Raw genomic sequence first — 21,319 nt, forward strand, 5'->3', positions numbered from 1 at the left:
TGCAGGACTTCTGCCCGCTGCGGTTCATTGTGCAGTTCGTGAAAAAGTCCTTCCCAGGCCCGGTAGGTCAGGTTTGGGCCTCCGTTGCGGGCCAGATCGGCCGAGCCGGAAGGGGCTGCAATCCGGTCGCCGGTGCCGTGCATGACCAGCGTCGGCACCCCGATCCGGGCCACATGGTCAATGGCGAACTGCTGCGCCTCGAAGGCTCCGAAGAACCAGCCCGGCGTAATTTTTCCGTGAACCAGCGGGTCTTTCCGGTAGGCCTCCACCACGGCCGGGTCCGACGAAATGGCCGAAGCATCCAGCCTGGACGACACCTGCAGCGAGGGGTAAATACCCCGCATGGTCGGGCCAGCCAGATTTCCAGTTTCGGCGGGTCGTAGGGCATCCGGAGCCAGGCCGCCTGGATGACCGCCGCCCGAACGTCCGGTTGCCGCCGGATCAGGAAATTAGCGGCAATGTTTCCGCCCATCGAATGGCCCAGCAGCACCACCGGCTTACCGGGATACAGGCTCTGGGTGAAATCCAGCAGCGCCTGCACACTGTCCAGCAGCACCTCGTACCCATCCACATGCCCCCGTTTCCCCGGCGAATGCCCGTGCCCCGGCAAATCGCAGGCCGTCACGGCATAGCCGCGCTCATTGAACGCCTGCGCCACGTGGGCGTACCGCCCCGCATGTTCACCAAACCCGTGCACGATCGCCAGAACGGCTTTCGCCTCGTCGACGGGCCAGTGGTAAGCAGCAAGATGTGAATTCCGGAAAGGCAGCGAGGTGGGCATGATGGGTTGATGGGGAAATTTTGAATGTTGAATTTTGAGTTTTGAATGTTGAATGTTGGATGGAGGGCCGCCGCGGGGTTGAATTCTGAATAACTGGCTCCGCTCGCCCCATCAACCTATCAATCATTCAAAATTCAACCCCCACCGCCGCCAAAATTCAACATTCAATCATTAACTAAATCCCAGCACTTCGCGGACGCGGGCAATCGTCTGGCTGGCGACTTCGCGGGCTTTGGTTTCGCCGCGCTGGAGTTCCGCTTCGAGGGCGTCGGGGTTGTTCATGAAATAATCGTAGCGCTGGCGGGGTTCGGCAAAGACGTCCAGCATCAGTTCATACAAGGCTTTTTTGGCGTGGCCGTAGCCGTAGCCGCCGCGAAGGTAGTTTTCCCGCATTTCGGCAACCTGGGTTTCGGAAGCCAGCAGCGAAAAGAGCTGGAAGGTAATGTCGGAGTCCGGATTCTTGGGTTCTTCCAGCGGCGTGGAGTCGGACAGGATTTTCTTGATGACCTTATTGAGCTCTTTTTCCGGCAGAAAAATGTCGATGTAGTTGTTGTACGACTTGCTCATTTTCTGGCCGTCGATGCCGGGAATGGTCATCAGTCGCTCGTCGATGCGGGCGTCGGGCAGCACAAAAATGTCCGTTTCGTACTGGCGGTTGAACGAACTGGCAATGTCGCGGGTCATTTCCAGATGCTGTTTCTGGTCCTTGCCTACGGGCACAATGTTCGCGTCGTAGAGCAGAATATCCGCCGCCTGAAGCACGGGATAGGTAAACAGGCCCGTGTTGGCAATTCCCAGTTTCTCCATCTTATCCTTGTAGGAGGTGGCGTTTTCCAGCATGGGCTTGGGCGTAAAGCAGTTCAGGTACCACGCCAGCTCGGTATGCTCGGGAACGCGGGATTGCCGCCAGAAGGTATTTTTTTCGGTATCCAGTCCGAAGGCCAGCCAGGTAGCGGCCACCGCCCGGGTATATTCGCGGCGCTGCTGCCCGTCGCGCAGGCTGGTCAGCGAGTGCAGGTCGGCAATGAAGAAAAACGATTCGTTTTGTGGTTCCCTGGAAAGTTCGATTGCCGGACGAATCGCGCCCAGAATGTTGCCCAGGTGCGGTCGTCCGCTGCTTTGAATGCCGGTGAGAATGCGTGCCATTGAGAATTTTGAATGATTGAATGACTGAATGACTGATTGACTGAATTACTGCCTCCTTGCTTTCATTCGGTCAATCAGTCATTCAGTCATTCTTTTTTGTCGTGCGCAAACTTCGGCAAATCCCGCTAACTTTGAAACACGATGAAAACGAAAACCGTAACCCAGGGCCAGCTTACGGCCGCCACACTCGACTTTCTGCGTGAACTGGCTGACAATAACAACCGGGAGTGGTTCGCCGAAAACCGCAAACGGTACGAGGCCGCCAAAGCAGAAGTGGAAGGACTGGTGCGCAGCCTGCTACAGGGCGTGGAACTGTTTCAGCCCCTGCCCAATACAGAGGTGAAAGATTGCATTTTCCGGATCAACCGGGACATCCGCTTTTCAAAAAACAAATCGCCTTACAAACTCAATTTTGCCATTGCCATCGGTCCCGGCGGGCGGCACTCGGGCCGGATCGACTATTACGTCCATATCCAGCCCGGCGGTGAAACGTTGCTGGGCGCGGGCATGTGGCAGCCCACGCCGCAGCATCTGGCCAAGTTCCGGCAGGAGATTGATTACAATGTGGATGAGTTGAAACGCATTATCGAAGCGCCCGACTTTAAGGCGTACTTCCCGGAAATCTGGGGCGAAACCATGAAAACAGCCCCGAAAGGCTACACCGCCGATCATCCGGAAATCGAACTGCTGCGCCGGAAACAGCTGTTTTTCATGCACCGGTATTCGGACCGGGAAGTCCTGAGTCCCGGTTTTGCCGAGGAAATTCTGAAAGGCATGCGGCTCCTCAAGCCCTACTGCGACTACCTGAATTACCTCTTTTTCGACGAAGAGTAAAGCGTGTCAACGCACTGGGAATAAGGCGGGTAAGTGTCCTTTGACCGGGCAGACGATCCGGTCAGTATAGGCGTCTGAAGAGGTCCGGGTAATCCGTCACAAAGCCGTTGGCATCCACCCGGATATCCGCCGTGAAGTTTAAGGCGGGCTGCTCGAAGCGATACAGGTCGGCCGCCCGTTGCGTGTAAATCTGCTCGGCCCGATCAACCTTTCCTTCCGGTAGCTGAATGTAAGCGACGGCAATGGACCGGGGTTGATCGGGCAGAAAAGAAAGCCGGTGGATGGGCAGCGAATTGGTAAAGGGCGTCAGGGTTATGTCCACATCAACGCAGCCGCTCAGCCGGGGCAGCGGCTTCTTTTCGTGATCGTACCAGTTGCCGTTCGTGTCCGAAAAAAGCCGGAGAAAGGGCTGGGGTTCCTGCCCGTTCCAGAAAGCCGCTTCCTTCACCTGCCACCCGGAATCCAATTGTACCCGATAACGAATCGAGTACGGCCTGTCTTCGTACAAGCCAACGAGCTGCCCCGCGGCCAGCCAGCCGCCCGATTCGGATCGCAGCGTAAAATACTCCAGACCCGTCCATTCGAGAGCCTGCCAGAGCAGATGGTTAACCTGGTCCATAGCCAAAAGGTAAGAAGGCCACGGGAATCCTTCGCGCGGCCTAATGGGATAGACTGACTCTACAACACCTTGTCTTCCTGCCTGAGGTACGTCCGGTGGTCCGCCCCCCACTTCCGCAACGCTTCGATCACCTCTTTCAGCGACTCGCTGTGCTCCGTGAGCTTGTAGGTTACTTTGATGGGAAACGAATCTTCGACGGTCCGTTTGACCAGCCCGTTCATCACCAGATCCTGCAGTTCTTTCGACAGCATCCGGTCCGTGATGCCCTGCACTTCGCGGGCAATTTCTCCAAATCGCTTTTCGCCGAACATCAGGGCCACGATAATCGGCAGTTTCCACTTGCCGTTCAGAATATCAAGGGCGTCGCGTACCGGCCGCAGGATACCCCTGCATTGAGAATGCTCCAGTTCCGGGAGATTTTCCATCGTTATCGGCTTTACTTCCTTAGAGTATAGTACTTACACAAAGTATAGTACTTACAATTGTATAGTAAAGGTAGCTACTTTTGTTCAGTTCTCCGTCAATCGCCCGAAAAATTTGCCGGGGCGGCAACAAACGGGAACTGTTCAAATTATGGAAACGACAACGCTGATACCCAACGACCTGACCATCCGTCGTAAACTGGTCACTGTTCACTCGCCTGCTGCCGAGCCGGGCTTTCTGGGGGCCGGTCACCAGGCCCGGGCCGTCATCCAGACCGGCTTCGCGCAAAGCGACCCGTTCATCATGCTCATGGATGACGTGCTGGATAAAAAAGACGAAAAACCGGCGGGCGGTCCGCATCCGCATGCGGGCTTCGAGACGGTTTCGCTCCTGATCGAAGGCGAACTCGGCAACGGCGAGCACCGGATGAAAGCCGGGGATTTTCAGATGATGACGGCCGGAAGCGGCATCATTCACACGGAAACAATCGACAAAAAAAGCCGGATGCGGCTGCTGCAAATGTGGCTGACGCTGTCCAAAGAAGACCGCTGGGCCCAGCCGCGGGTGCAGGACATGGCGCTGGAAAGCGTGCCCAAAGTGCTCGGCGACGGCCTGGAAATCCGTGTGTATAGCGGCTCGCTCGCCGGTGTGACCTCCCCGCTGAAAAACCACGTACCGCTGATTCTGGCGGATATCCAACTGAAAGCAGGCGTCCGGACGACGCTCCAACTCCCCGCTTCGTTCAACGCCTTTCTGTACGGGATCGGCGGAAGTGTCGCCGTTGGGGAGGAACAGACGCCGCTGGCCGAAAATCAGGTCGGCTGGCTGGACCGTCGGACGGAGGAAGCTGACAGCACTCTCGAACTGGAAGGCGGACCGACCGGCGGACGGGTTGTGCTCTACGCCGGACAACCGCAGGGCGACCCCATCGTTTCGTACGGGCCGTTTATCGGCGACACCCAGCGCGACATCATGCGGCTCTACGGAGACTACCATGCGGGCAAGATGAAACACGTTTCGACCCTGCCCGGGGAGCAGGCGTTTGTCTATTAATTCAAGGTCGTTCCGGTCATACCAGACGGGTTTTATTCAATTTTTCACCCAAATTCAGTTTGCCATGAAACCTTCAATAGTACGCATTTTAACAATTCTGTTCACCGTTTTATCGGTCGGAACGACGCTCCTCAGCGCAGCTTTCAAGCTGATGCGGGCCCCTAATGTGGTGGAGGGCCTGACCAAAGCCGGAGTCGGCGACTTCATTCCGTTTCTGGCCGCGATGGAGATCGGTTTCGCGCTGCTGTACCTGTATCCCAAAACCATGAAACTGGGCTTTATCTTGCTCTCCTGCTACTTTGCCGGGGCGCTTTCAACCGAGCTTTCGCACGGAGCTCCCCTGAACGCCATTACGCCGCTGGTGCTGCTCTGGATTTCGGCGTTTCTGCGGGAAAAGAACATTTTCCTGCCCAATCAGCGAACGACCCTGAACTGACCGGGCGGATTTCATATTAGAAAACCTCTAACAAAAGAACCTCCTGCCGGACCGGGGCGACCCTTTGTCCGGCAGGAGGTTCACTCTTAAACAAGCGGCCTGATCAGGCTCCCAGCCCGGTCTACGGGACAAACACCCACGCAGGCGCTAGAACCGCACGCCCAGCCGTACGCCGCCCGAGAAGTTGCGCCGGGCGGAGGCGTTGTAGTACCGGCCGCCAAACGCGTTCAGGTCGTAGCCGAGGCTGTAAGTCTGGTCGAGCAGGTTGTCGCCGCTCGCGAAAGCGTCCACCGTGAAGGCCCCGAAAGCGCGCCGGAAACCGACCGTGGCGTTCAGCAGCCGCGCCACCTCCGACTGGACCGTGTTGGCATCAGTCAGCGGAAATCTGTCGATAAACTGCTGGGTCACGTGGGCGTAAAAACCGGGCTGAATTTCAAGGTCCAGGCCGCTGACCACGACCGTCGGGGCCACACCGGTAATTCGGTTGCCCGACACATCGGCAGCTCCCTGCCGGAAGTCGCGAAAACGGTAGTTGTTCAGCGTCAGGTTATTCCAGAGCCTCGCCACCCGCAGAACCCGCCCCTCACCCGGCCGGACGAGGTCAAAGGCCAGTTGGGTTTCCAGACCCAGTTGTTCGGTTCGTCCGGCGTTGACAAAAAACTCGGACCCGTCTTCCGTCGTGCGCCGCGTGATGGATTCCCGCAGGGCAAACCGGTAAGCGGCCACGTCGAATTGCAAGCGGTCCAGAATCCGGCCCCGAAGGCCGATTTCAGCGTTAACGCCCCGCTCGGCTTGCAAGGTCGTGTTGAACGTCCGCTCGGACGGGCGGATTTCGGCGACCGTCGGGGCGGAATAGCCCGTACTCAGGCTGCCAAAAACCGACATTGTCTCTCCGATTTTCTTTAGTAACGCAACGCGGGGCAGCCAGACCGGCTCAAACGCCCGGGTCTGGGTCCGGACCGGCACCGTGGAAAAGCGCGTAAACCCGTAGGCCACCTCGTTGCGGCTCAGGCCCAGCGTCAACCGGAAACCCAGCGGCAGGTCGGTTTCCGTCTGGGCAAACAGCACCGACTGGGTGGCTTTCAGTTCGTCGTCGGTTTGCAGCGTATCCAGGACGCCCCGCCGGTTGCCGTAGTTGCGGGTAATCGTAAAGTTATGCTGCCATTCAGCCCCGAAAGTCAGCACGGTCGGCAGGCGTTCTGTCAGCAGTTGAACCTGGGTGGTTGTGCGGCCCCCGACACCCTGATCGGCCCGTTTTTCGTAGTTGGTGATAAACGGATTGGCGAAATCGACCAGCGAGCCGTACAGTACGGTCGTGTTCTGCACCCGCTGGCTGAACCGGTACAGGTGTGAAACGCCCAGATACCCCGTTTTCTGGTAAATGCCCGCCTGCTGGTCCACACTGCCCGGCACGGTCCGCGTAGACGGACGCGCCTGCCGCGGATCGGCCCGGTACTGTGCTTCGTTCAGCCCGCCCGGCGTCCGGTAATTCAGGTCGGAATAAAAGCCCAGCACCGAAATCGACTGGTCGGGGCTCACCCGGAAGGTCGCCATCAGGTTCAGGTTGTCGTGAACGGCGCTGCTGTTCTGCCGGTAGCCGTCGCTTTGCAGATGGTTGTAATTCAGCGAAAGGGCATTATTTCCCTTGCCGCTCTGTACCGTCCACTGGTGACCAAAGAGTCCGTACGAACCCGCCAGCGTCCCGACTTCGGCGCGGCCCGCTCCGGCTGGCACGTTCAATCCCGAAAGCAGCAGCGTACCGCCCGTTCCGGCTCCGTAAAGGCTGCCTGCCGGGCCCTTAATTACTTCCACACGCCCAAGAGAGCGGATATCGATGGCATTCAGGTAGGTATTGCCGCCCGCATCGGTCAGGGGCAGGTCGTTCCAGTACACCTTGACGTTGCGCACCCCGAACGGCGACCGGAGCGAGCTGCCCCGGATGCTCAGCCGGTAGCTGCCCGGCGAGCGTTCTTCCATCCGGACACCGGGCAGGGTATTCATGGCGGGCACCAGCGTGGGCGTTCCGGCAAAGCGTTGTTGTAAATCCCGGCGGCCGAGCAGGTTCACCGGCGCGGCCGTTTCGAGCAGTCGGCGGTTGCTTTCAAAAGCGCGGACCGTCACCTCGTTCAGGCGAAGCGTATCGGTTTCCAGCGTCTGGGCGTGTCCCGTTACGGAGAGAAGCAGGGCGAAAAAAGGAAATGTGGCTTTAAGCATACAGGTTAAGATTCCCGCAAAGGTAGGCAGAAAGCGGGGTCGGACGGACGGCGGCGGTGGCTTTTCGCTTTTCCTGCACACCGCCTTTGGGCATTCGTCTTTGGCATCGCGCCCGCTAGTGCCCCCTTTACCGGGGAAAATCTCCGATTCCTTCGGGATTCAATGACTTCACCCCGATTTAGTCCCGGCCAGCCCTATCACGTATATTGTATTGTCAATAGTCCAATGATCGCCCGCGATTGGAAGATAACCCGGTGTCGATCAGACCGTACAGGGCTTTAGGGCGGAATTGTTGGTTACTTGACGATTTTTTTCAATCTTTCGGCGAGCGGCAAACTTGCTTTTATTGGCGAGTTATCTGCCGTTACATAACCACTCTGCTATGGGGCTGTTTGATTTATTTAAGAAGCCAGCAATTGTAAACGATGACTTTTTTGGTGCTTTACGTTTGGTAGACTTTAAAGATGCTTCAAAAGGCTACTTCGAAGGCAAAGGGCATTTTGCTCCGACTGGCAATGACATTGAATATATCATACAGGCTGACAAAAATGGCCCGACCAACGAACAAAAGCAATTCTATCGGGATTTACAGTCCAACTTCAATCAGACATTGACAAAATTAAACCATTGATCGAGGACGAGTTTCGCAACTGGAAAGAAGAGTTTGTAATTGAAGATTTCAATAAAGAGTTTGAACTTGTCTGTATTACGATTCCCTGTATTGAGATCAGACCATGGACATGGAACATGGTTTTTACGACCGTTCATGACGAAAGTCACCATGTAACAGTAGACTTTATCGACTATAAAGCTAATGGAATATTAATAGATGGATAATACTAAAGGCAGGTACCAAGGTTTTCTCAATGTACAGGTTAAAGGATATGCGCCAAATAATAGGACACAATTGAACTAAGGCAATAAAGTTAAGTTGACGTAATACTAATGCCGATACGTCGGCAAGCCCTGTTCGTGACCTGCATTCAAAAGCCAACGTATTACTGTTGATTTTTTCAGAGTTTGACAGAAATGATAAGCGATAAGGAGCTAACCAGGATTAGCAAATTTTTAAGTTTTGTATTAAGACACCAACCCGCAGCAATTGGGATTCAACTTGATCAAAATGGCTGGGCAGACGTCAATGATCTCATTCAAAAAGCAAACGCCCACGGAATACGGTTCGACAGAGAAACTTTAAATCACCTCGTTGCAACGAACTCAAAGAAACGATTTGCTTTTAACGATACCTATGAAAGGATTCGAGCCAGCCAGGGGCATTCATTTGACATTGAGTTAGGAAATAATAGCCAAAAGCCTCCCCAAATACTATTTCATGGAACAAGCGAAAATTCCGTTCAATCAATACTTGACTCAGGACTTAAAAAGCAAAGCAGGCAGTATGTTCATTTGAGTAGGGACTCAGAAACTGCAATCAAGGTTGGGCAACGGCATGGAAAGCCCGTTGTGCTTAGAGTGTTTGCGGAGGAAATGTACAATGAAAATTTTCAATTCTTCCTTTCAGACAATGGTGTCTGGTTGACGGACAATGTGCCGGCAAAGTATTTGAATCGATATAACGAGAGAGATTAACAGCAGGCACATCGGGTTTGCAACATGGTGTTGATAATCAAGTACAAAAAAATGATTATTAATTAACCTTTTTAATAAATTCAAATTGATGGAACATAGAATACCACAACATCGCAAAGCCGTTTCACTTCACCGGTAAGCGGAAAGAAAGACCGTAAATTTAAATAACTGCCAATTGATTTGATGTAAAAAAGAAATCAAATTCAATAATTTTGACACCTGCGATAGCCTTTTGTTGAGGTTTCGCGGTTAATACAATCACGGGATAAACAATAACAACAATAACAAAATGAAGAGAGTAACAGGAATAGGGGGCGTTTTCTTTAAATGCAAAGACCCAAAAGCAGCAACAGAATGGTACCAGAAACACCTTGGGCTTGACACTAATCCTTACGGTGCGACTTTTGAGTGGTATGAAAGTCCAGACAGCACCAAAAAGGCTCAAACGCAATGGACACCTTTTGCACAAGATTCAACGTACTTTGATCAGGACTTCATGATAAATTATCGAGTAGAAAACCTGGAAGCACTTGTTGACGAACTAAAAAAAGAAGGAGTAACAATAGTGGACAAAATTGAAACTTACGACTATGGCAAGTTTATCCACATTCTTGACGGAGAAGGAAACAAAATTCAACTTTGGGAAGCAACTGACTAAGCTTACAACAAAAAATAAGCAAATTAGACGGTCGTGAAGAACGTCTAACCGCTAACAATGTGTTGGCAATAATGGACTGATAGTTGTAAACCCAACATTTGTACTTCCATTGAATACGGTTCAAAAGCTTATCCAGGACGTAGCCATCGCCCGGACTTCATACCTCGACAACATATCCGGCCTTACCGAGATTCAGGCGGGCTGGAAGCCTGACCCTGACAGTTGGACTATCGTAGAAATCACCGAACATCTTTTCTGGGCAGAACAAGGGGGTATTCTTGGCATGTGGAAAACCCTGCACGCCGTCAGAAATGGGAGTATGGTCCGCACGTATGATTCGATTCACAAGGACATGCCCATCGAACAGGTGGTTGATCTGACCTGGCAGCCTAAGGAAAAAGTGCCGGCCGTGGCGGCGCCCCGGCTTGGCGGCACCTTATCCTTCTGGCGGTCCTCCCTAAGCAGCCTGCAGGAAGTCCTGAGCGCATTCGGCGAAGACCTACAGGACGATGAACGGAGATTGCAGGCACACCCGCACCCAATTTCAGGACCTTTGGATTTTCAGCAACGCATTGAATTCTTACGTTTCCACCTGAACCGGCACAACGGTCAGGTTAGTGATCTGCTTACAAAAATGCCTCACTAATGATTGCTTATCCGTAAAGAAATCAAAGACCTGTCGAATTAACTTCGCCAAGTGGCCCGTTTTCAGCGTGGCCGGTGCGGACACCGGCCACGGGCACATAATCCAATCGCCAATCCCGCGCACCTGCGGTTGGAACCGGGACGACCGGCCCTATTTTCCGGCCATCTCCCCGCATTTTTTCTGCACTCGCAGGGCATCTTCCTTGCCCCAGTGCGGCAGAGTTCCGCCTTGCGGGGCTTTTTCAAACAGGGCCAGCGACTGACCAATCAACTGGCAGCCGCCCGCCTTGTCGCCACCGAAGCCTTCCGGTGAGCTGAGCTTGACCTGCCCCAGAATCAGCGGCACGCGCGGGTTATCGGCGTTCGCTTTCCGGGCATCCTGCAACAGCTGCATCGCCTGGCCGACGTACTGAGGTCCCCGGCTCATGAAATCGACGTTGATCCGGGCCAGCGCGTTCAGGGATTTCAAAACGAGCACTTCCGACTTGTCGCCCCCCACCGAATCGGCCTTCGCCGCAAAAACATCCGACTTTTCCGCCCAGAAATCGATCTTCGTCTTGTCGTCCCGATTGGCCATTCGCATGGCGCACATGCCCGCATAATAGTACGGCAACCACTGGTTCTTTTCCGCATTGGCGATCCGTTCGAACTGGTTCATGGAGGTCTGAATGGCGGCGGCGGAGCGGGCGGTATCAAACTGGGCCACGGCCTTTTCCATCGCCTTCTGGTACTTATCCGACTGACCGAAAGCGAAACTGACTGTAAAAATGAGGGCAAAAACGAAGGCTGAGATGGTTTTCATGATTTTGAACTGGTTATTATGGTTTGAATGGTTAATAATGGTTGAAATGGCAAAAGCAACGGAAAACAGAAAACAGAAAACCGGTTTACTGGGCGTTGATGATTTCCTGCCGCCGGTCGATGCCCAGGCTGGTGATGAAACCGAGGAAAATGAACGGGTTGCTGGTGGGCACAATGGCCTCGCGGCGGGCCGGGTTCGTCGCTGAGTACTGGTACCCGAACACCTGCCGGTTGCCCAGGACATTGCTGACGGTCAGCACTACCACCGAATACGTATTCTTGATTTTCGGCAGATAGGCCAGATTCAGGCCGAGGTTGTGGTAATCCATCGTCCGGTCGGTCATGAATTCAGCGACGGGCCGGTTCGGATTGGCAAACGGGCGACCCGAAGCATAGGTGTAAGTCAATCCCGCGTTGATTTTTAAGCCCGGAAAAAACCGCTTCACGACCAGCGAACCCGTATGCCGCGCCGCGAAATGGGGCCGGGCCAGCGTCGGGTAATCCAGAAACTGCCGTTTGGTGTCGAGCAGCGAGTAGGAAACCCAGTAATCCACGCCCCGCAGCGACTTCCGGTCACGCCAGAACACTTCGAAACCCCGGGCGTAGCCGTGTCCGCCGTTATCCGTCCGGTCCAGCGTCCGTACCAGACCTGAATAATTTTTGTAGAACACTTCCGTCCGGAACGTCCGGTCGCCCGTCAGGCGCTGGTAGCTAACGATGTAGTGGTTGGCGGCCGTGTAGCTCAGGTTCTGATTCTGCAACAGGAACTGGCGGTCCGGCTTCTGGAAAAAGCGTCCGTACGACAGCGACAGCAGGCCCCGTTCGTCGGTCGTATACCCCACCGAAAGCCGGGGAGCCACATTGGCCCGGTCGAGCAGGGACGAATACTCGGCCCGCAGCCCCGCCCGCACCGACAGCCGGTCGGTCAGGTACGATTCGGTTTCGACAAACGGCGCGGCGTAATGGTCCGTAAAACCGGTATTGTTGCGCCGCTCAGTAACGTACTGGTATTCGCCGCCGATAAAAAGCCGCGTCCGGTGCAGCACCAGTTTGGAGAAAACCGCCCGCCCCTGCCCCAGCGTCGATTCGTCCGTAGTAGCCAGGCTGGAATCGGGCCGAACCCCGTTTTCGAACCGCAGTCCAACCCGTGTCTGGTCCCGGTTATAGCCGTACGACGCGCCGGCCTGCAGCTTCCAGCCATTTTTCAGCGGCTGCCGGTAGGTCAGGTTGCTGTAGAGATTCTGGTTGGTCAGGCCAATCCGGTTGGTTACGCCGGCATAGTCCAGGTTATCCCGGTCGAGGCCCATGCGGCTGTATCCGCCGTTGACGAACGCTTTCAGGACGCCGCCGGATTGGGTTTTACGGCGGAGAAAGACATTACCGTCCCAGAACTGCGGATTGCGGGTAAAGCGAACGACACCGGGGTCGATAGCCCGATACAGGTTCAGATTGGTATGCTGAAGCCCGCCGCCGAAAACGGTGTTCCGGTCGCGGCTGAGCTGCTGCACCGTGCCGCTGGCCAGCACCGGCGAAATCATGAATTCGGCACTGCTTTTGGTCGGCACATCCTCCGTCTCCAGCATCACCGCGGCCGAAAGCGCCTGCCCATACTGCGCCGAATAACCGCCCGTCGTGAAGAACGTGCCTTTGAACATGCCCGGCACAAAACGGCTGCGGGTGGAAAGGTTGGTCGGGCCGCTCTGGTTGAAATTGGCCACCTGCAGGCCGTCGATAAACACCTTTGTTTCGGTTCCGGTCCCGCCCCGGACAAACAGGTCCCCGCTCTCGCCCACCGCCTGCGCACCCGGCAGGGCTTTGAGGGCCGAATTGACGTTTCCGTCCGTGGCCGTGGTCAGAATGTCCTGCGGCGACAGGGTGGTAAATTTATTCTTATCGTTGAGGTCGAAGAGCCGCGGGCGGACCACCACGTCGTTCAACGAAAACGCTTTGGTCGTAAAGACGACGTTCAGGCGCAGCGGCTTGCCGGCTTCCAGCGTGACGTTCTGCACCACATCCACAAACCCGCCGACTTTGGCCGACAGCGTGAAGGGGCCGGTCTCTTCGGTTTCAAAATGAAACTCCCCTTTCTCGTTGGTCGTGGCTCCGTCGTAGGTGCCATCGAGTGTGATGCTGACGCCCGGGAGCGGCCGGATGCCGTTGTAGGTCGCCTTCCCCGAAACCGTAATCCGGGTCTGGGCGAAGAGTTCATAAGGCCGGATCAGCAGAGCGGCCAGAACGACGAGGAGGGTAATTGTAAGGCGAATCATAAAAGTCAACGAGTGCGGTTGGTGAATCGTTGACCCAAAATTGGGGAGCCGGGAAGCCTCCCGCAAGAGCGTGGGACGCTTGACAAACGGGAAGGGACAAATGTACGTTTTTTGGGACGAAACGCACATTTTGGGACGAATGGGAAGCTACGAAAGTGCCTGCATCCGCTCGTCAAACGCCTCCAGGTACGAACGGGAGACCGGAATCTGCCGCTGCGAGCCGCTCAGGGTAAGCTGGTAACCGCGGGCGTTTCCCTCCGTTTTCTCGACCGCTTTCAGGTTGATGATAAACGCCCGGTGGCAGCGCAGAAACTGCGGCTGGTTGGCCAGTGCCTCCTCGATTTCTTTGAGGGTGCTGCGGAGCGTGGCCGTTTGGGGAAACATGAAATTCAGGTAGTGGACCTCCACATAATTCCCGGTGGATTCGACGTACAACAGTTGATTCGGGAGCAGGCTCAGTCGCTCTTTACCGTTAGTGGAAACCAGTTCCAGGACCTCGGGCATCTCGTCGGCCACTTCCGGAACCGGGTGGTGAAGCCGGTCGATCTGCTCGTTGGCCGTCCGGGCGTGTTCGATGTTCCGTTTCAGGCGCCGCCGTTCCATGAGCAGTACACCGAGGGTAATCGGAAAAAAGCCAATCACCGTTACGTACACGTACATGGCCCAGAATGGCGGGCGACTCTGGTTTAGGGCCCACAACAGCGTCTGGTTGACCGCCGAAATGCACAAAAGCACAAACAGCGTGTGCAGAATCTGCCGCCACACGGTCCAACTTTCTTCATTGTAAATACGGGGCAGTAGAGCCGGAATCAGGCAGTTGGCCAGAACCGTGGCCGCAAAACAGCCCAATCCAAAGAGGCCCGCACTGAGCACCCGGCTCGCGTCCGGCGGACCACCGAGAAAAAACAGGAGCAACGCCACGTAAAACCCCGCCTGCAGCGCCAGCCGAAACTGATAACGGAAACTGAAGTCTTCGGCTAACGGGCGGTTAAAAAACTGGCTGATTTTGGTAAGCATGAGTCGGAAAAACCCGTTGTACGGGCGGCGCAATATACGCTGAAAGCGGCGTTTGCCCAATTCAGAACGCGTCCATCACCCGAAAATAGACCGCCAGGTTGCGATCCGAAGACGTAGCGAGGTCCACCCGCGCATACAGGTTTTTCTTCCGGTTGAGGAGCAGCCGCAGACCGGCCCCGCCCGTAACCTGGGCTTTCGCATCAGCCAATCCGGCCAGGGTCGGCGCCACGCCCCCCACCGCCCCGAAGACGGCCCCACCGAGAAAGCGGTTGAACGCCCGGCGGTATTCTGCCTGCGCAGCCACCATCTGCCGGTCCCGGTACCGGCCAGAAATCATGCCGCGCATGATGAAAGGCCCACCCAGCCGGGGCAGTTCGCGCAGGGGCACCGCGCCCTCGTTCAGATGCGCCACGGCCTGAAAACCCAGCAGGTTGCGACCCCGCCAGGGGAAGTATTTCCGGACATCCAGCTGGTGTTCGGTGTAGCGGTGGCCGCTGCCCAGTTCGTCGGTATAGAAATGCACGGCGTACTCGCCATACCAGCCCTGCGTCGGACTGAAGGCATTGTTCCGGTAGTCGAAAACGATGTTCGGACCCAGCCCGGAAACGCGGCTTTGCGTCAGGCCCGGCGTATCACCGGTGCCTGACTGGAGGGTCGGCAGTATGTCGGACCCGGCGGGAAAGCGAATGTTCCGCGTATCGCTGTAGTTGTAGTTCACGCCGAGAAAGGTGCGGCCATACAGTTTACGAAGCACCTTCGTTTGCAGGTAGATCCGGTTGTAGAGCACATTGTCGTACGCCTTTTTATCGACCGTCTCCTGCCCTACGCCCCAGACGTATTCCGAAAAATCGAGATAGCCGCCGCGTCCGCGCAGGAAGTACCGTTCGTCGCGGGTGTAGATTTGCCAAAAAGGCTCCAGAATCAGTTGGCGGCGGGTGCTGTACAGGGCCTGCACCCAGGCGTAGGAGTCGCGGGTGGGCCGGGTCGAATCGCTGCTGCCCGTATTGAAGAAATAATCGATCGCCAGCCCGCCCTTCAGACCCGTTTCGGGGCTCGACTGAATCACCGGAATGGGAATAAACTTAACGTCCCGTTTCAGGAGCGAGTCCGGGTGAAAACGGTGCCACCACTTCCGGGCGGGCGCATCCTGTGCCCAGACATCGACGGATAGGAAAAGAAGCAGAAAAAGAGAGGCCGCGGGTTTCATTAAAACCATAACCAGCGAAGGCAAACTTTGGTTAAACCATTTTTGCCTTTCGTGGGGCAACGACTTTCGGCTTTCCGGGTCGAGCCTTGTAGAAAGCCATACCAGGGCTTCTCATCGACCAAACCTCAAACCCTTCGGTCGCTTGTGCCTCCCAACTGCCTTTTCTTTAATTACCTTTACTTAGCATGGCTCATTTTATAGGGGACAGGACAGGCCAAAACCGCCATGTTAATTCTTTTGGAGCAGACTGTGGAGCGGCGATGTGCCAAAAAGCCTATACACTTTAGCGTCCGAAATACTTATTCAAATAGGACATCAGGTAGAGACACTTTATTTCTTTTACCCATATCATTAAGTATTTTGTTTATCTCTACGTAGTCTTTACGACTCTTCATTAATGCCCACTTTGACTTTAAAACTTCCTCCTCGTAGTCTGAAATATATGGCGCAATAGCGTTTAAACTACGATTAAATGATGAATTCACTTGTAAATCGACGTAAGCTGAAAACACGCTAGCTATAAGAGTTATAACACCAATAAACGTAGTAATATAAAAACTCCAATCATAAAACTTTAATCTTCTGTCTAACTGTGCAATTTGCGTTTCTAAATCTTTAATACTTTCTTTCGATATACGTCGAAGTTCTTCACTATCCTTTATTTCACGTTCTTTTCGACGCTCATTCCTAAGTTTATCTGCGCGCTTTCTCCTTCGAACAGAACTCGCGAAAGAATCAAAGAGAATCGCAAAACCGACAATATGTATCATAAAGTAAACTAGAAAATCAATCCAATTCCTCTGGCCCAGCGAAGCATTAGAATAAGCGCCATCTAGATAATCAGCAAAAAAATTTTTTAGGATCTCAAATATAAAATTTGAGATAGGATTTATAAAGGCAAAAACTATAAACGATGTAATTAAACTCACAATCACATCTTTACGAATACTTTGCAACATATTATATGTATATTGAGAGTTTTAACATAATAAAATACCAGCTAGCTTGCAACTATCAGTCCAAGAACTTACATGTTATATACGCAAAATCAACCTTTATCTCGCCAGTTGTTCCCCAGTAGAACTGATTACGCTTTCATCTTAGGTAATTTATTTTGTACACTGTTTGTAAACTGGCCCGGCCTTTGCATCCCTATAATTAGTGTATTATAGAAAGCGGTTTCTCCTGCTATGAACCAACGATATAAACCCCTACAACAAACAAATCTTTTTTTTGCATTGGACGTCTGGCTTACATGCTATCTGGGCGTTAACAGCGTAACTATTTGTGTTTCCTGATATTAGAATTGTTATAGACTTTTTTTCTTTGCGGTATAAAATAGAATACTGAAATGTTTTAGTCGTTACTCTTAATACTTCTGCTTGAGTTGGCTGTGATACGATCTAGGCATTACGTTTGTTCTTCAGCTTTAGAAGCTAGGTAAACACTTTGACGGCCATTGGGTTTTCTCCGGTTATCTTAATGATTAGAACTAACTTGTCGATTTAAAGCTGCATGAAGTTGTTGTGCACATTTTCAAGTACTCCAGTTTCCAAGTTAAGAATCTCCTTTTCATGAGCCATGATCAGGTGATGAATCAGAGGAAGCTCTCCGCGTAATATGATGCAATAATATTCGCTTTCCAGGAAATATCATTCGCCTTCTATGAATTTTGTTTCATAAGACACGAAAACTACACGAAGTTCTATTTCATTCTATGACAAAATAGTGTTCTCCTTCATTACTACTTTTACATTAGCCCGAGCCGCCCACCCTCCTGTTCTCCCACTCCTCCCCGCCCATAAAACCAAAAAAGCCGGCTTGCACAGCCGGCCATTCCGTTTGAAGATGAAGAAACTACAGATTTTCTCCTGCAAACTGGTTGAATTCCGCCCGGAGGTTTTTCAGTAACGCTTTGTAGGTATTGACGCGATCCCGGAGTTGCGGATCATCCTGCATCTTGCGGTGATCGGTCGCCACCGGATTCGCTTCGACCTCCGCCACCACGGCATTCTCGGCCTGTTTGATGTCGTGGCGCAGGTAATCCAGTTCGTTTTTCTGAATGTAAAGGCGGTTCTGAAACTGCTCTACTGCCATCTTCACCTCCGGAGCCGTGTTTTTCGCGCTGACTTCGGCCAGCCGCTCGGTCATGATCTGCAGCTGGTCCTCAAACAGATTCAGGGCGTTTATCCATTCGGTGTGTTCTGTATGCAGGTCGAAGAGGTATTTGCTTTCGGTTGTCATGGTAGTTGGTCTTAACTGGTGAATGACCAAAAGTAGAGGCTTCGGCAGACCACACCCATGAAGAAAGTTTGCCGCAGACGTGATTAAGGTCAGCCAAAACAAAGGCGGCAACCGCTTTCACGATTGCCGCCTCCGAATCGACGCTATTTAATGCGTCGGTACAGTTACGCGCCTACCTTCTGGCGGATCAGATTCAGGGCCGCACCGGCTTTGAACCACTCGATCTGCTGTTCGTTGTAGGTATGGTTCACCGGGAATTCGTCCGACGTGCCATCGGCATGGTTCAGGCGAATTGTCAGCTGCTTGCCCGGAGCGAACTCCGTCAGGCCGAGGATGTCGATGGTGTCGTCTTCCTGGACCTTGTCGTAATCCGCCGGGTTGGCGAACGTCAGACCCAGCATGCCCTGCTTTTTCAGGTTCGTTTCGTGAATCCGGGCGAACGATTTCACCAGGATAGCCCGAACGCCGAGGTGACGCGGCTCCATGGCGGCGTGCTCCCGCGACGAACCTTCGCCGTAGTTCTCGTCGCCGACAACCACCGAGCCGATACCGGCCGCTTTGTACGCCCGCTGTACCGTCGGCACTTCGGCGTATTCGCCCGTCAGCTGGTTTTTCACCGTGTTGGTCTTCTCGTTGTAGAAGTTCACGGCCCCGATGAGCATGTTGTTGGAAATGTTGTCGAGGTGACCGCGGTACTTCAGCCACGGACCGGCCATCGAGATGTGGTCGGTCGTACACTTGCCTTTCGCCTTGATGAGCAGCTTCAGACCCGTCAGGTCGGTGCCTTCCCAGGCCGGGAACGGATCGAGCAGCTGCAGACGGTCCGAGGTCGGGCTGACGAGTACCTGCACGCCGCTGCCATCTTCGGCCGGAGCCTGGTAGCCCGCGTCTTCTACGGCAAAGCCATTGACCGGCAGTTCGATACCTTGTGGTTCGTCAAGTTTTACTTCTTCACCGGCCTCGTTGGTCAGCGTGTCCGTCATCGGGTTGAACGTCAGGCTACCCGCAATCGAGAAAGCCGTCACGATTTCCGGAGAAGCCACGAACGAGTGCGTCGAAGCCAGCCCGTCGTTCCGCTTCGCGAAGTTCCGGTTGAAGGACGTGATGATGGAGTTTTTCCGGTTCGGGTCGTCGATATGACGGGCCCACTGCCCGATGCAGGGCCCGCAGGCGTTGGCCAACACGACGCCGCCGATCTGCTCGAAGGTATTCAGCAGCCCGTCGCGCTCGGTCGTGTAGCGAACCAGTTCGGAACCCGGCGTTACGGTGTATTCCGACTTGGTTTTCAGATTCTTCGTAATCGCCTGCTCGGCAACGGAAGCGGCGCGGGTGATGTCCTCGTACGAGGAGTTGGTGCAGGAACCGATCAGGCCCACGTCCAGCTTCTCCGGCCAGCCGTTTTCTTTCACGGCCTGGGCGAATTTGGACAGCGGCCACGCCAGGTCAGGCGTGTACGGACCGTTGATGTGCGGCTCCAACTCCGACAGGTTAATCTCGATCACCTGATCGAAGTAGGTAGCCGGGTCGTTGTAAACCTCGTCATCCGAGCGCAGGTGAGCCGCCACGGCATTGGCCGCTTCGGCGATGTCGGAGCGCTCGGTGCTGCGGAGGTAGTCGGCCATTTTCTCATCATAGGCGAAAATAGAGGTCGTTGCCCCGATTTCAGCACCCATGTTACAGATGGTCGCCTTCCCCGTGCAGGACAGGCTTTCGGCGCCTTCGCCGAAGTATTCCACGATGCAGCCCGTTCCGCCTTTTACGGTCAGGATACCGGCTACGCGCAGGATCACGTCTTTGGCCGAAGCCCAGCCCGACAGTTTGCCGGTCAGCTTCACCCCGATCAGTTTGGGCATTTTCAGCTCCCACGGCAGACCCGCCATCACGTCGCAGGCATCCGCGCCGCCGACACCGATGGCAATCATGCCCAGACCGCCCGCGTTCGGCGTGTGCGAGTCCGTGCCGATCATCATGCCGCCCGGAAACGCGTAGTTTTCCAGCACAACCTGGTGGATGATCCCGGCACCGGGCTTCCAGAAACCAATACCATATTTATTGGAGACCGAAGCCAGGAAGTCGTAGACCTCTTTATTTTTATTGTTGGCGTTGGCAAGGTCCTGCGCGGCACCAACCTCCGCCTGAATCAGGTGGTCACAGTGAACCGTCGAGGGAACGGCCACCTGCGGACGGCCCGCCTGCATGAACTGAAGCAGGGCCATCTGGGCCGTTGCGTCCTGCATCGCTACGCGGTCGGGCGCAAAGTCGACGTAATCTTTCCCACGGGCATACGCTTTTTCGGCGATGCCGGCGCTCAGGTGGGCATACAAAATCTTCTCGGACTGGGTGAGCGGACGCCCAACAACCTTCCGGGCGGCTTCAACGCGCTCGCCGAAACGGGCGTAGGCGCGCTGAATCATGTCAAAATCGAACGCCATAGGCTATAGGAATTTGATTCGGTGAAAAGTACGGGTAACAAAACTAAGACTACTCTATTGAACCAACCATTTACGGAAGGGTTTCGGTTCACGGCCGGACGGTTTCCGCTCAGCGTGCCAAAATTAGATGATTTTAGGTCTAAAGTAAAAACGGGCGGAATTTTATGTTGCTAAATTGAAATGGATATAAATAAGCCGGGACCGTATTGTCGGAAAAACGACCGGAAAAATCCAAATGACGCGCCGGTTCGTATCTTGTTTCGATAACAAAATATTCCACGCTTACTGATCTACCCATGAAAAGTAAATTGTTCCTCTGGCCTCTGTCGCTGGTGATGGCGGCCTCCCTGGTTTTTACTGGCTGCAAGGATGACGATGACGACGTTCCGGCAAACAATACCACCCGCCTGACGGCCACGCTGAACGGCCAGCAGGAAGTACCGGCCACCACCTCCGCCGCGACCGGCACCTTCACCGGCAGCATCGACCGGACCACGCGGGTCATGACTTACGAAGTCCGCTACAGCGGCTTTACGCCCACAGCCGGGCACATCCATGCCGGATCGCCGGGGCAGAATGGCCCGGTCGTTATTCCGTTCAACAGCCTGACCTCGCCCATCACCGGGCAGACAACGCTGGCCCAGAGCCGGATCGACAGCATGGTGGCCGGACGGTTTTACGTCAATCTGCACTCGGCGGCTTTCCCCGGCGGAGAGATTCGGGGCAACATCACGGAGCAGAAATAGCCTCCCTTCCGTACTTTATTTTAACGGCGGCTCTCAAAAGGTCGCCGTTCTATTTTTCCGGATTCCGCTTTTTGCCAGCAGCTTATTCCTGCATTTTGGTCCGGTTTTTCCGAACGTTCGGCCGCTACAAAACGTTACTTTTTTACAACTGCGAACCGCTCCTCTTCGCAACCGTTTCATCAAACTATTTGCATTTATTGACGGTT

At 54.4% G+C, this 21,319-nt stretch carries 21 protein-coding genes; 9 read left to right on the forward strand and 12 right to left on the reverse strand.

The genetic code is table 11. The annotated features are described in order from the left end of the window. Positions 1-67: 67 nt before the first annotated feature. Positions 68-658, reverse strand: coding sequence for an alpha/beta fold hydrolase (locus ORG26_RS23655; protein WP_407704837.1), 591 nt, complete (start codon positions 656-658; stop codon positions 68-70). On the opposite strand from ORG26_RS23655, the gene ORG26_RS23295 reads away from it, so the two are divergent. Next, positions 572-754 (forward strand): hypothetical protein, encoded by a 183-nt coding sequence (locus ORG26_RS23295; protein WP_266366075.1) that lies wholly within the window; start codon positions 572-574, stop codon positions 752-754. The two genes, ORG26_RS23655 and ORG26_RS23295, sit on opposite strands and share 87 nt — an antisense overlap. 198 nt (positions 755-952) lie before the next feature. Here the strand turns inward: ORG26_RS23295 and trpS are convergent, their stop codons facing one another. After that, a complete protein-coding gene (trpS, locus tag ORG26_RS23300; protein ID WP_266366077.1) occupies positions 953-1,927 on the reverse strand; it encodes a tryptophan--tRNA ligase in 975 nt (324 codons plus the stop codon). Between the two features lie 141 nt (positions 1,928-2,068). Here trpS and ORG26_RS23305 point away from each other — a divergent pair, with 141 nt between their 5' ends. Next, the gene (locus tag ORG26_RS23305) at positions 2,069-2,761 is read left to right on the forward strand and encodes a DUF2461 domain-containing protein (protein WP_266366079.1); all 693 of its coding nucleotides are present in this window, start codon (positions 2,069-2,071) and stop codon (positions 2,759-2,761) included. Positions 2,762-2,822: 61 nt separating this feature from the next. Here the strand turns inward: ORG26_RS23305 and ORG26_RS23310 are convergent, their stop codons facing one another. Continuing rightward, positions 2,823-3,380 carry a putative glycolipid-binding domain-containing protein gene (locus ORG26_RS23310; RefSeq protein ID WP_266366081.1) on the reverse strand — a complete coding sequence of 186 codons (558 nt, stop codon included), beginning with the start codon at positions 3,378-3,380 and terminating at the stop codon, positions 2,823-2,825. Positions 3,381-3,439: 59 nt separating this feature from the next. Continuing rightward, the gene (locus ORG26_RS23315) at positions 3,440-3,805 is read right to left on the reverse strand and encodes a winged helix-turn-helix transcriptional regulator (protein WP_266366083.1); all 366 of its coding nucleotides are present in this window, start codon (positions 3,803-3,805) and stop codon (positions 3,440-3,442) included. Positions 3,806-3,953: 148 nt separating this feature from the next. Here ORG26_RS23315 and ORG26_RS23320 point away from each other — a divergent pair, with 148 nt between their 5' ends. Together ORG26_RS23320 and ORG26_RS23325 are read left to right on the forward strand one after the other, a co-directional pair. Further along, positions 3,954-4,856 carry a pirin family protein gene (locus ORG26_RS23320; RefSeq protein WP_266366084.1) on the forward strand — a complete coding sequence of 301 codons (903 nt, stop codon included), beginning with the start codon at positions 3,954-3,956 and terminating at the stop codon, positions 4,854-4,856. 64 nt (positions 4,857-4,920) lie between these two features. Next, the gene (locus tag ORG26_RS23325) at positions 4,921-5,292 is read left to right on the forward strand and encodes a DoxX family protein (protein WP_266366086.1); all 372 of its coding nucleotides are present in this window, start codon (positions 4,921-4,923) and stop codon (positions 5,290-5,292) included. Positions 5,293-5,439: 147 nt separating this feature from the next. Here the strand turns inward: ORG26_RS23325 and ORG26_RS23330 are convergent, their stop codons facing one another. Then, the gene (locus ORG26_RS23330; protein WP_266366088.1) at positions 5,440-7,506 is read right to left on the reverse strand and encodes a TonB-dependent receptor; all 2,067 of its coding nucleotides are present in this window, start codon (positions 7,504-7,506) and stop codon (positions 5,440-5,442) included. Positions 7,507-7,888: 382 nt separating this feature from the next. Here ORG26_RS23330 and ORG26_RS23335 point away from each other — a divergent pair, with 382 nt between their 5' ends. From ORG26_RS23335 to ORG26_RS23350, 4 genes are all read left to right on the forward strand, one after another. Beyond that, positions 7,889-8,137, forward strand: coding sequence for a hypothetical protein (locus ORG26_RS23335; protein WP_266366090.1), 249 nt, complete (start codon positions 7,889-7,891; stop codon positions 8,135-8,137). A gap of 398 nt (positions 8,138-8,535) precedes the next feature. Next, positions 8,536-9,096: an RNA 2'-phosphotransferase gene (locus ORG26_RS23340; protein ID WP_266366092.1), complete on the forward strand. Its 561-nt coding sequence runs from the start codon at positions 8,536-8,538 to the stop codon at positions 9,094-9,096. A 289-nt stretch (positions 9,097-9,385) separates the two neighbouring features. Further along, positions 9,386-9,754, forward strand: a complete 369-nt coding sequence (locus tag ORG26_RS23345; RefSeq protein WP_266366094.1) for a VOC family protein — start codon at positions 9,386-9,388, stop codon at positions 9,752-9,754. Between the two features lie 109 nt (positions 9,755-9,863). After that, complete coding sequence (locus ORG26_RS23350) at positions 9,864-10,400, forward strand: DinB family protein (RefSeq protein ID WP_266366096.1); 537 nt, start codon at positions 9,864-9,866, stop codon at positions 10,398-10,400. 150 nt (positions 10,401-10,550) lie between these two features. On the opposite strand, the gene ORG26_RS23355 is transcribed toward ORG26_RS23350, so the two are convergent. From ORG26_RS23355 to ORG26_RS23385, 7 genes are all read right to left on the reverse strand, one after another. Beyond that, a complete protein-coding gene (locus ORG26_RS23355; RefSeq protein WP_266366098.1) occupies positions 10,551-11,201 on the reverse strand; it encodes a hypothetical protein in 651 nt (216 codons plus the stop codon). A gap of 85 nt (positions 11,202-11,286) precedes the next feature. Continuing rightward, complete coding sequence (locus tag ORG26_RS23360; protein WP_266366100.1) at positions 11,287-13,467, reverse strand: TonB-dependent receptor; 2,181 nt, start codon at positions 13,465-13,467, stop codon at positions 11,287-11,289. A gap of 147 nt (positions 13,468-13,614) precedes the next feature. Further along, complete coding sequence (locus ORG26_RS23365) at positions 13,615-14,484, reverse strand: LytR/AlgR family response regulator transcription factor (protein WP_266366102.1); 870 nt, start codon at positions 14,482-14,484, stop codon at positions 13,615-13,617. Positions 14,485-14,545: 61 nt separating this feature from the next. After that, positions 14,546-15,700, reverse strand: a complete 1,155-nt coding sequence (locus tag ORG26_RS23370) for a BamA/TamA family outer membrane protein (protein ID WP_266366104.1) — start codon at positions 15,698-15,700, stop codon at positions 14,546-14,548. A gap of 290 nt (positions 15,701-15,990) precedes the next feature. After that, entirely contained in the window at positions 15,991-16,650 is a 660-nt protein-coding gene (locus ORG26_RS23375; RefSeq protein WP_266366106.1) for a hypothetical protein, read from the reverse strand. Positions 16,651-17,548: 898 nt separating this feature from the next. Beyond that, positions 17,549-17,935 (reverse strand): hypothetical protein, encoded by a 387-nt coding sequence (locus ORG26_RS23380; protein WP_266366108.1) that lies wholly within the window; start codon positions 17,933-17,935, stop codon positions 17,549-17,551. Positions 17,936-18,099: 164 nt separating this feature from the next. Further along, on the reverse strand, positions 18,100-20,367 hold the full coding sequence (locus tag ORG26_RS23385) for an aconitate hydratase (protein WP_266366110.1): 2,268 nt from the start codon (positions 20,365-20,367) through the stop codon (positions 18,100-18,102). Between the two features lie 296 nt (positions 20,368-20,663). Here ORG26_RS23385 and ORG26_RS23390 point away from each other — a divergent pair, with 296 nt between their 5' ends. Beyond that, positions 20,664-21,113, forward strand: coding sequence for a CHRD domain-containing protein (locus tag ORG26_RS23390; protein WP_266366111.1), 450 nt, complete (start codon positions 20,664-20,666; stop codon positions 21,111-21,113). Positions 21,114-21,319: the final 206 nt, after the last annotated feature.

The sequence above is a fragment of the Tellurirhabdus rosea genome (assembly GCF_026278345.1).
In the GTDB taxonomy this organism is placed as follows: Bacteria; Bacteroidota; Bacteroidia; order Cytophagales; family Spirosomataceae; genus Tellurirhabdus; species Tellurirhabdus rosea.

Excerpts from the sequence above, each read along its gene's own strand:
- ORG26_RS23295 (WP_266366075.1), top strand. The coding sequence starts at position 572 with ATGCCCCCGTTTCCCCGGCGAATGCCCGTGCCCCGGCAAATCGCAGGC.
- trpS (WP_266366077.1), bottom strand. The coding sequence starts at position 1,927 with ATGGCACGCATTCTCACCGGCATTCAAAGCAGCGGACGACCGCACCTG.
- ORG26_RS23305 (WP_266366079.1), top strand. The coding sequence starts at position 2,069 with ATGAAAACGAAAACCGTAACCCAGGGCCAGCTTACGGCCGCCACACTC.
- ORG26_RS23310 (WP_266366081.1), bottom strand. The coding sequence starts at position 3,380 with ATGGACCAGGTTAACCATCTGCTCTGGCAGGCTCTCGAATGGACGGGT.
- ORG26_RS23315 (WP_266366083.1), bottom strand. The coding sequence starts at position 3,805 with ATGGAAAATCTCCCGGAACTGGAGCATTCTCAATGCAGGGGTATCCTG.
- ORG26_RS23320 (WP_266366084.1), top strand. The coding sequence starts at position 3,954 with ATGGAAACGACAACGCTGATACCCAACGACCTGACCATCCGTCGTAAA.
- ORG26_RS23325 (WP_266366086.1), top strand. The coding sequence starts at position 4,921 with ATGAAACCTTCAATAGTACGCATTTTAACAATTCTGTTCACCGTTTTA.
- ORG26_RS23330 (WP_266366088.1), bottom strand. The coding sequence starts at position 7,506 with ATGCTTAAAGCCACATTTCCTTTTTTCGCCCTGCTTCTCTCCGTAACG.
- ORG26_RS23335 (WP_266366090.1), top strand. The coding sequence starts at position 7,889 with ATGGGGCTGTTTGATTTATTTAAGAAGCCAGCAATTGTAAACGATGAC.
- ORG26_RS23340 (WP_266366092.1), top strand. The coding sequence starts at position 8,536 with ATGATAAGCGATAAGGAGCTAACCAGGATTAGCAAATTTTTAAGTTTT.
- ORG26_RS23345 (WP_266366094.1), top strand. The coding sequence starts at position 9,386 with ATGAAGAGAGTAACAGGAATAGGGGGCGTTTTCTTTAAATGCAAAGAC.
- ORG26_RS23355 (WP_266366098.1), bottom strand. The coding sequence starts at position 11,201 with ATGAAAACCATCTCAGCCTTCGTTTTTGCCCTCATTTTTACAGTCAGT.
- ORG26_RS23360 (WP_266366100.1), bottom strand. The coding sequence starts at position 13,467 with ATGATTCGCCTTACAATTACCCTCCTCGTCGTTCTGGCCGCTCTGCTG.
- ORG26_RS23365 (WP_266366102.1), bottom strand. The coding sequence starts at position 14,484 with ATGCTTACCAAAATCAGCCAGTTTTTTAACCGCCCGTTAGCCGAAGAC.
- ORG26_RS23370 (WP_266366104.1), bottom strand. The coding sequence starts at position 15,700 with ATGGTTTTAATGAAACCCGCGGCCTCTCTTTTTCTGCTTCTTTTCCTA.
- ORG26_RS23375 (WP_266366106.1), bottom strand. The coding sequence starts at position 16,650 with ATGTTGCAAAGTATTCGTAAAGATGTGATTGTGAGTTTAATTACATCG.
- ORG26_RS23380 (WP_266366108.1), bottom strand. The coding sequence starts at position 17,935 with ATGACAACCGAAAGCAAATACCTCTTCGACCTGCATACAGAACACACC.
- ORG26_RS23385 (WP_266366110.1), bottom strand. The coding sequence starts at position 20,367 with ATGGCGTTCGATTTTGACATGATTCAGCGCGCCTACGCCCGTTTCGGC.
- ORG26_RS23390 (WP_266366111.1), top strand. The coding sequence starts at position 20,664 with ATGAAAAGTAAATTGTTCCTCTGGCCTCTGTCGCTGGTGATGGCGGCC.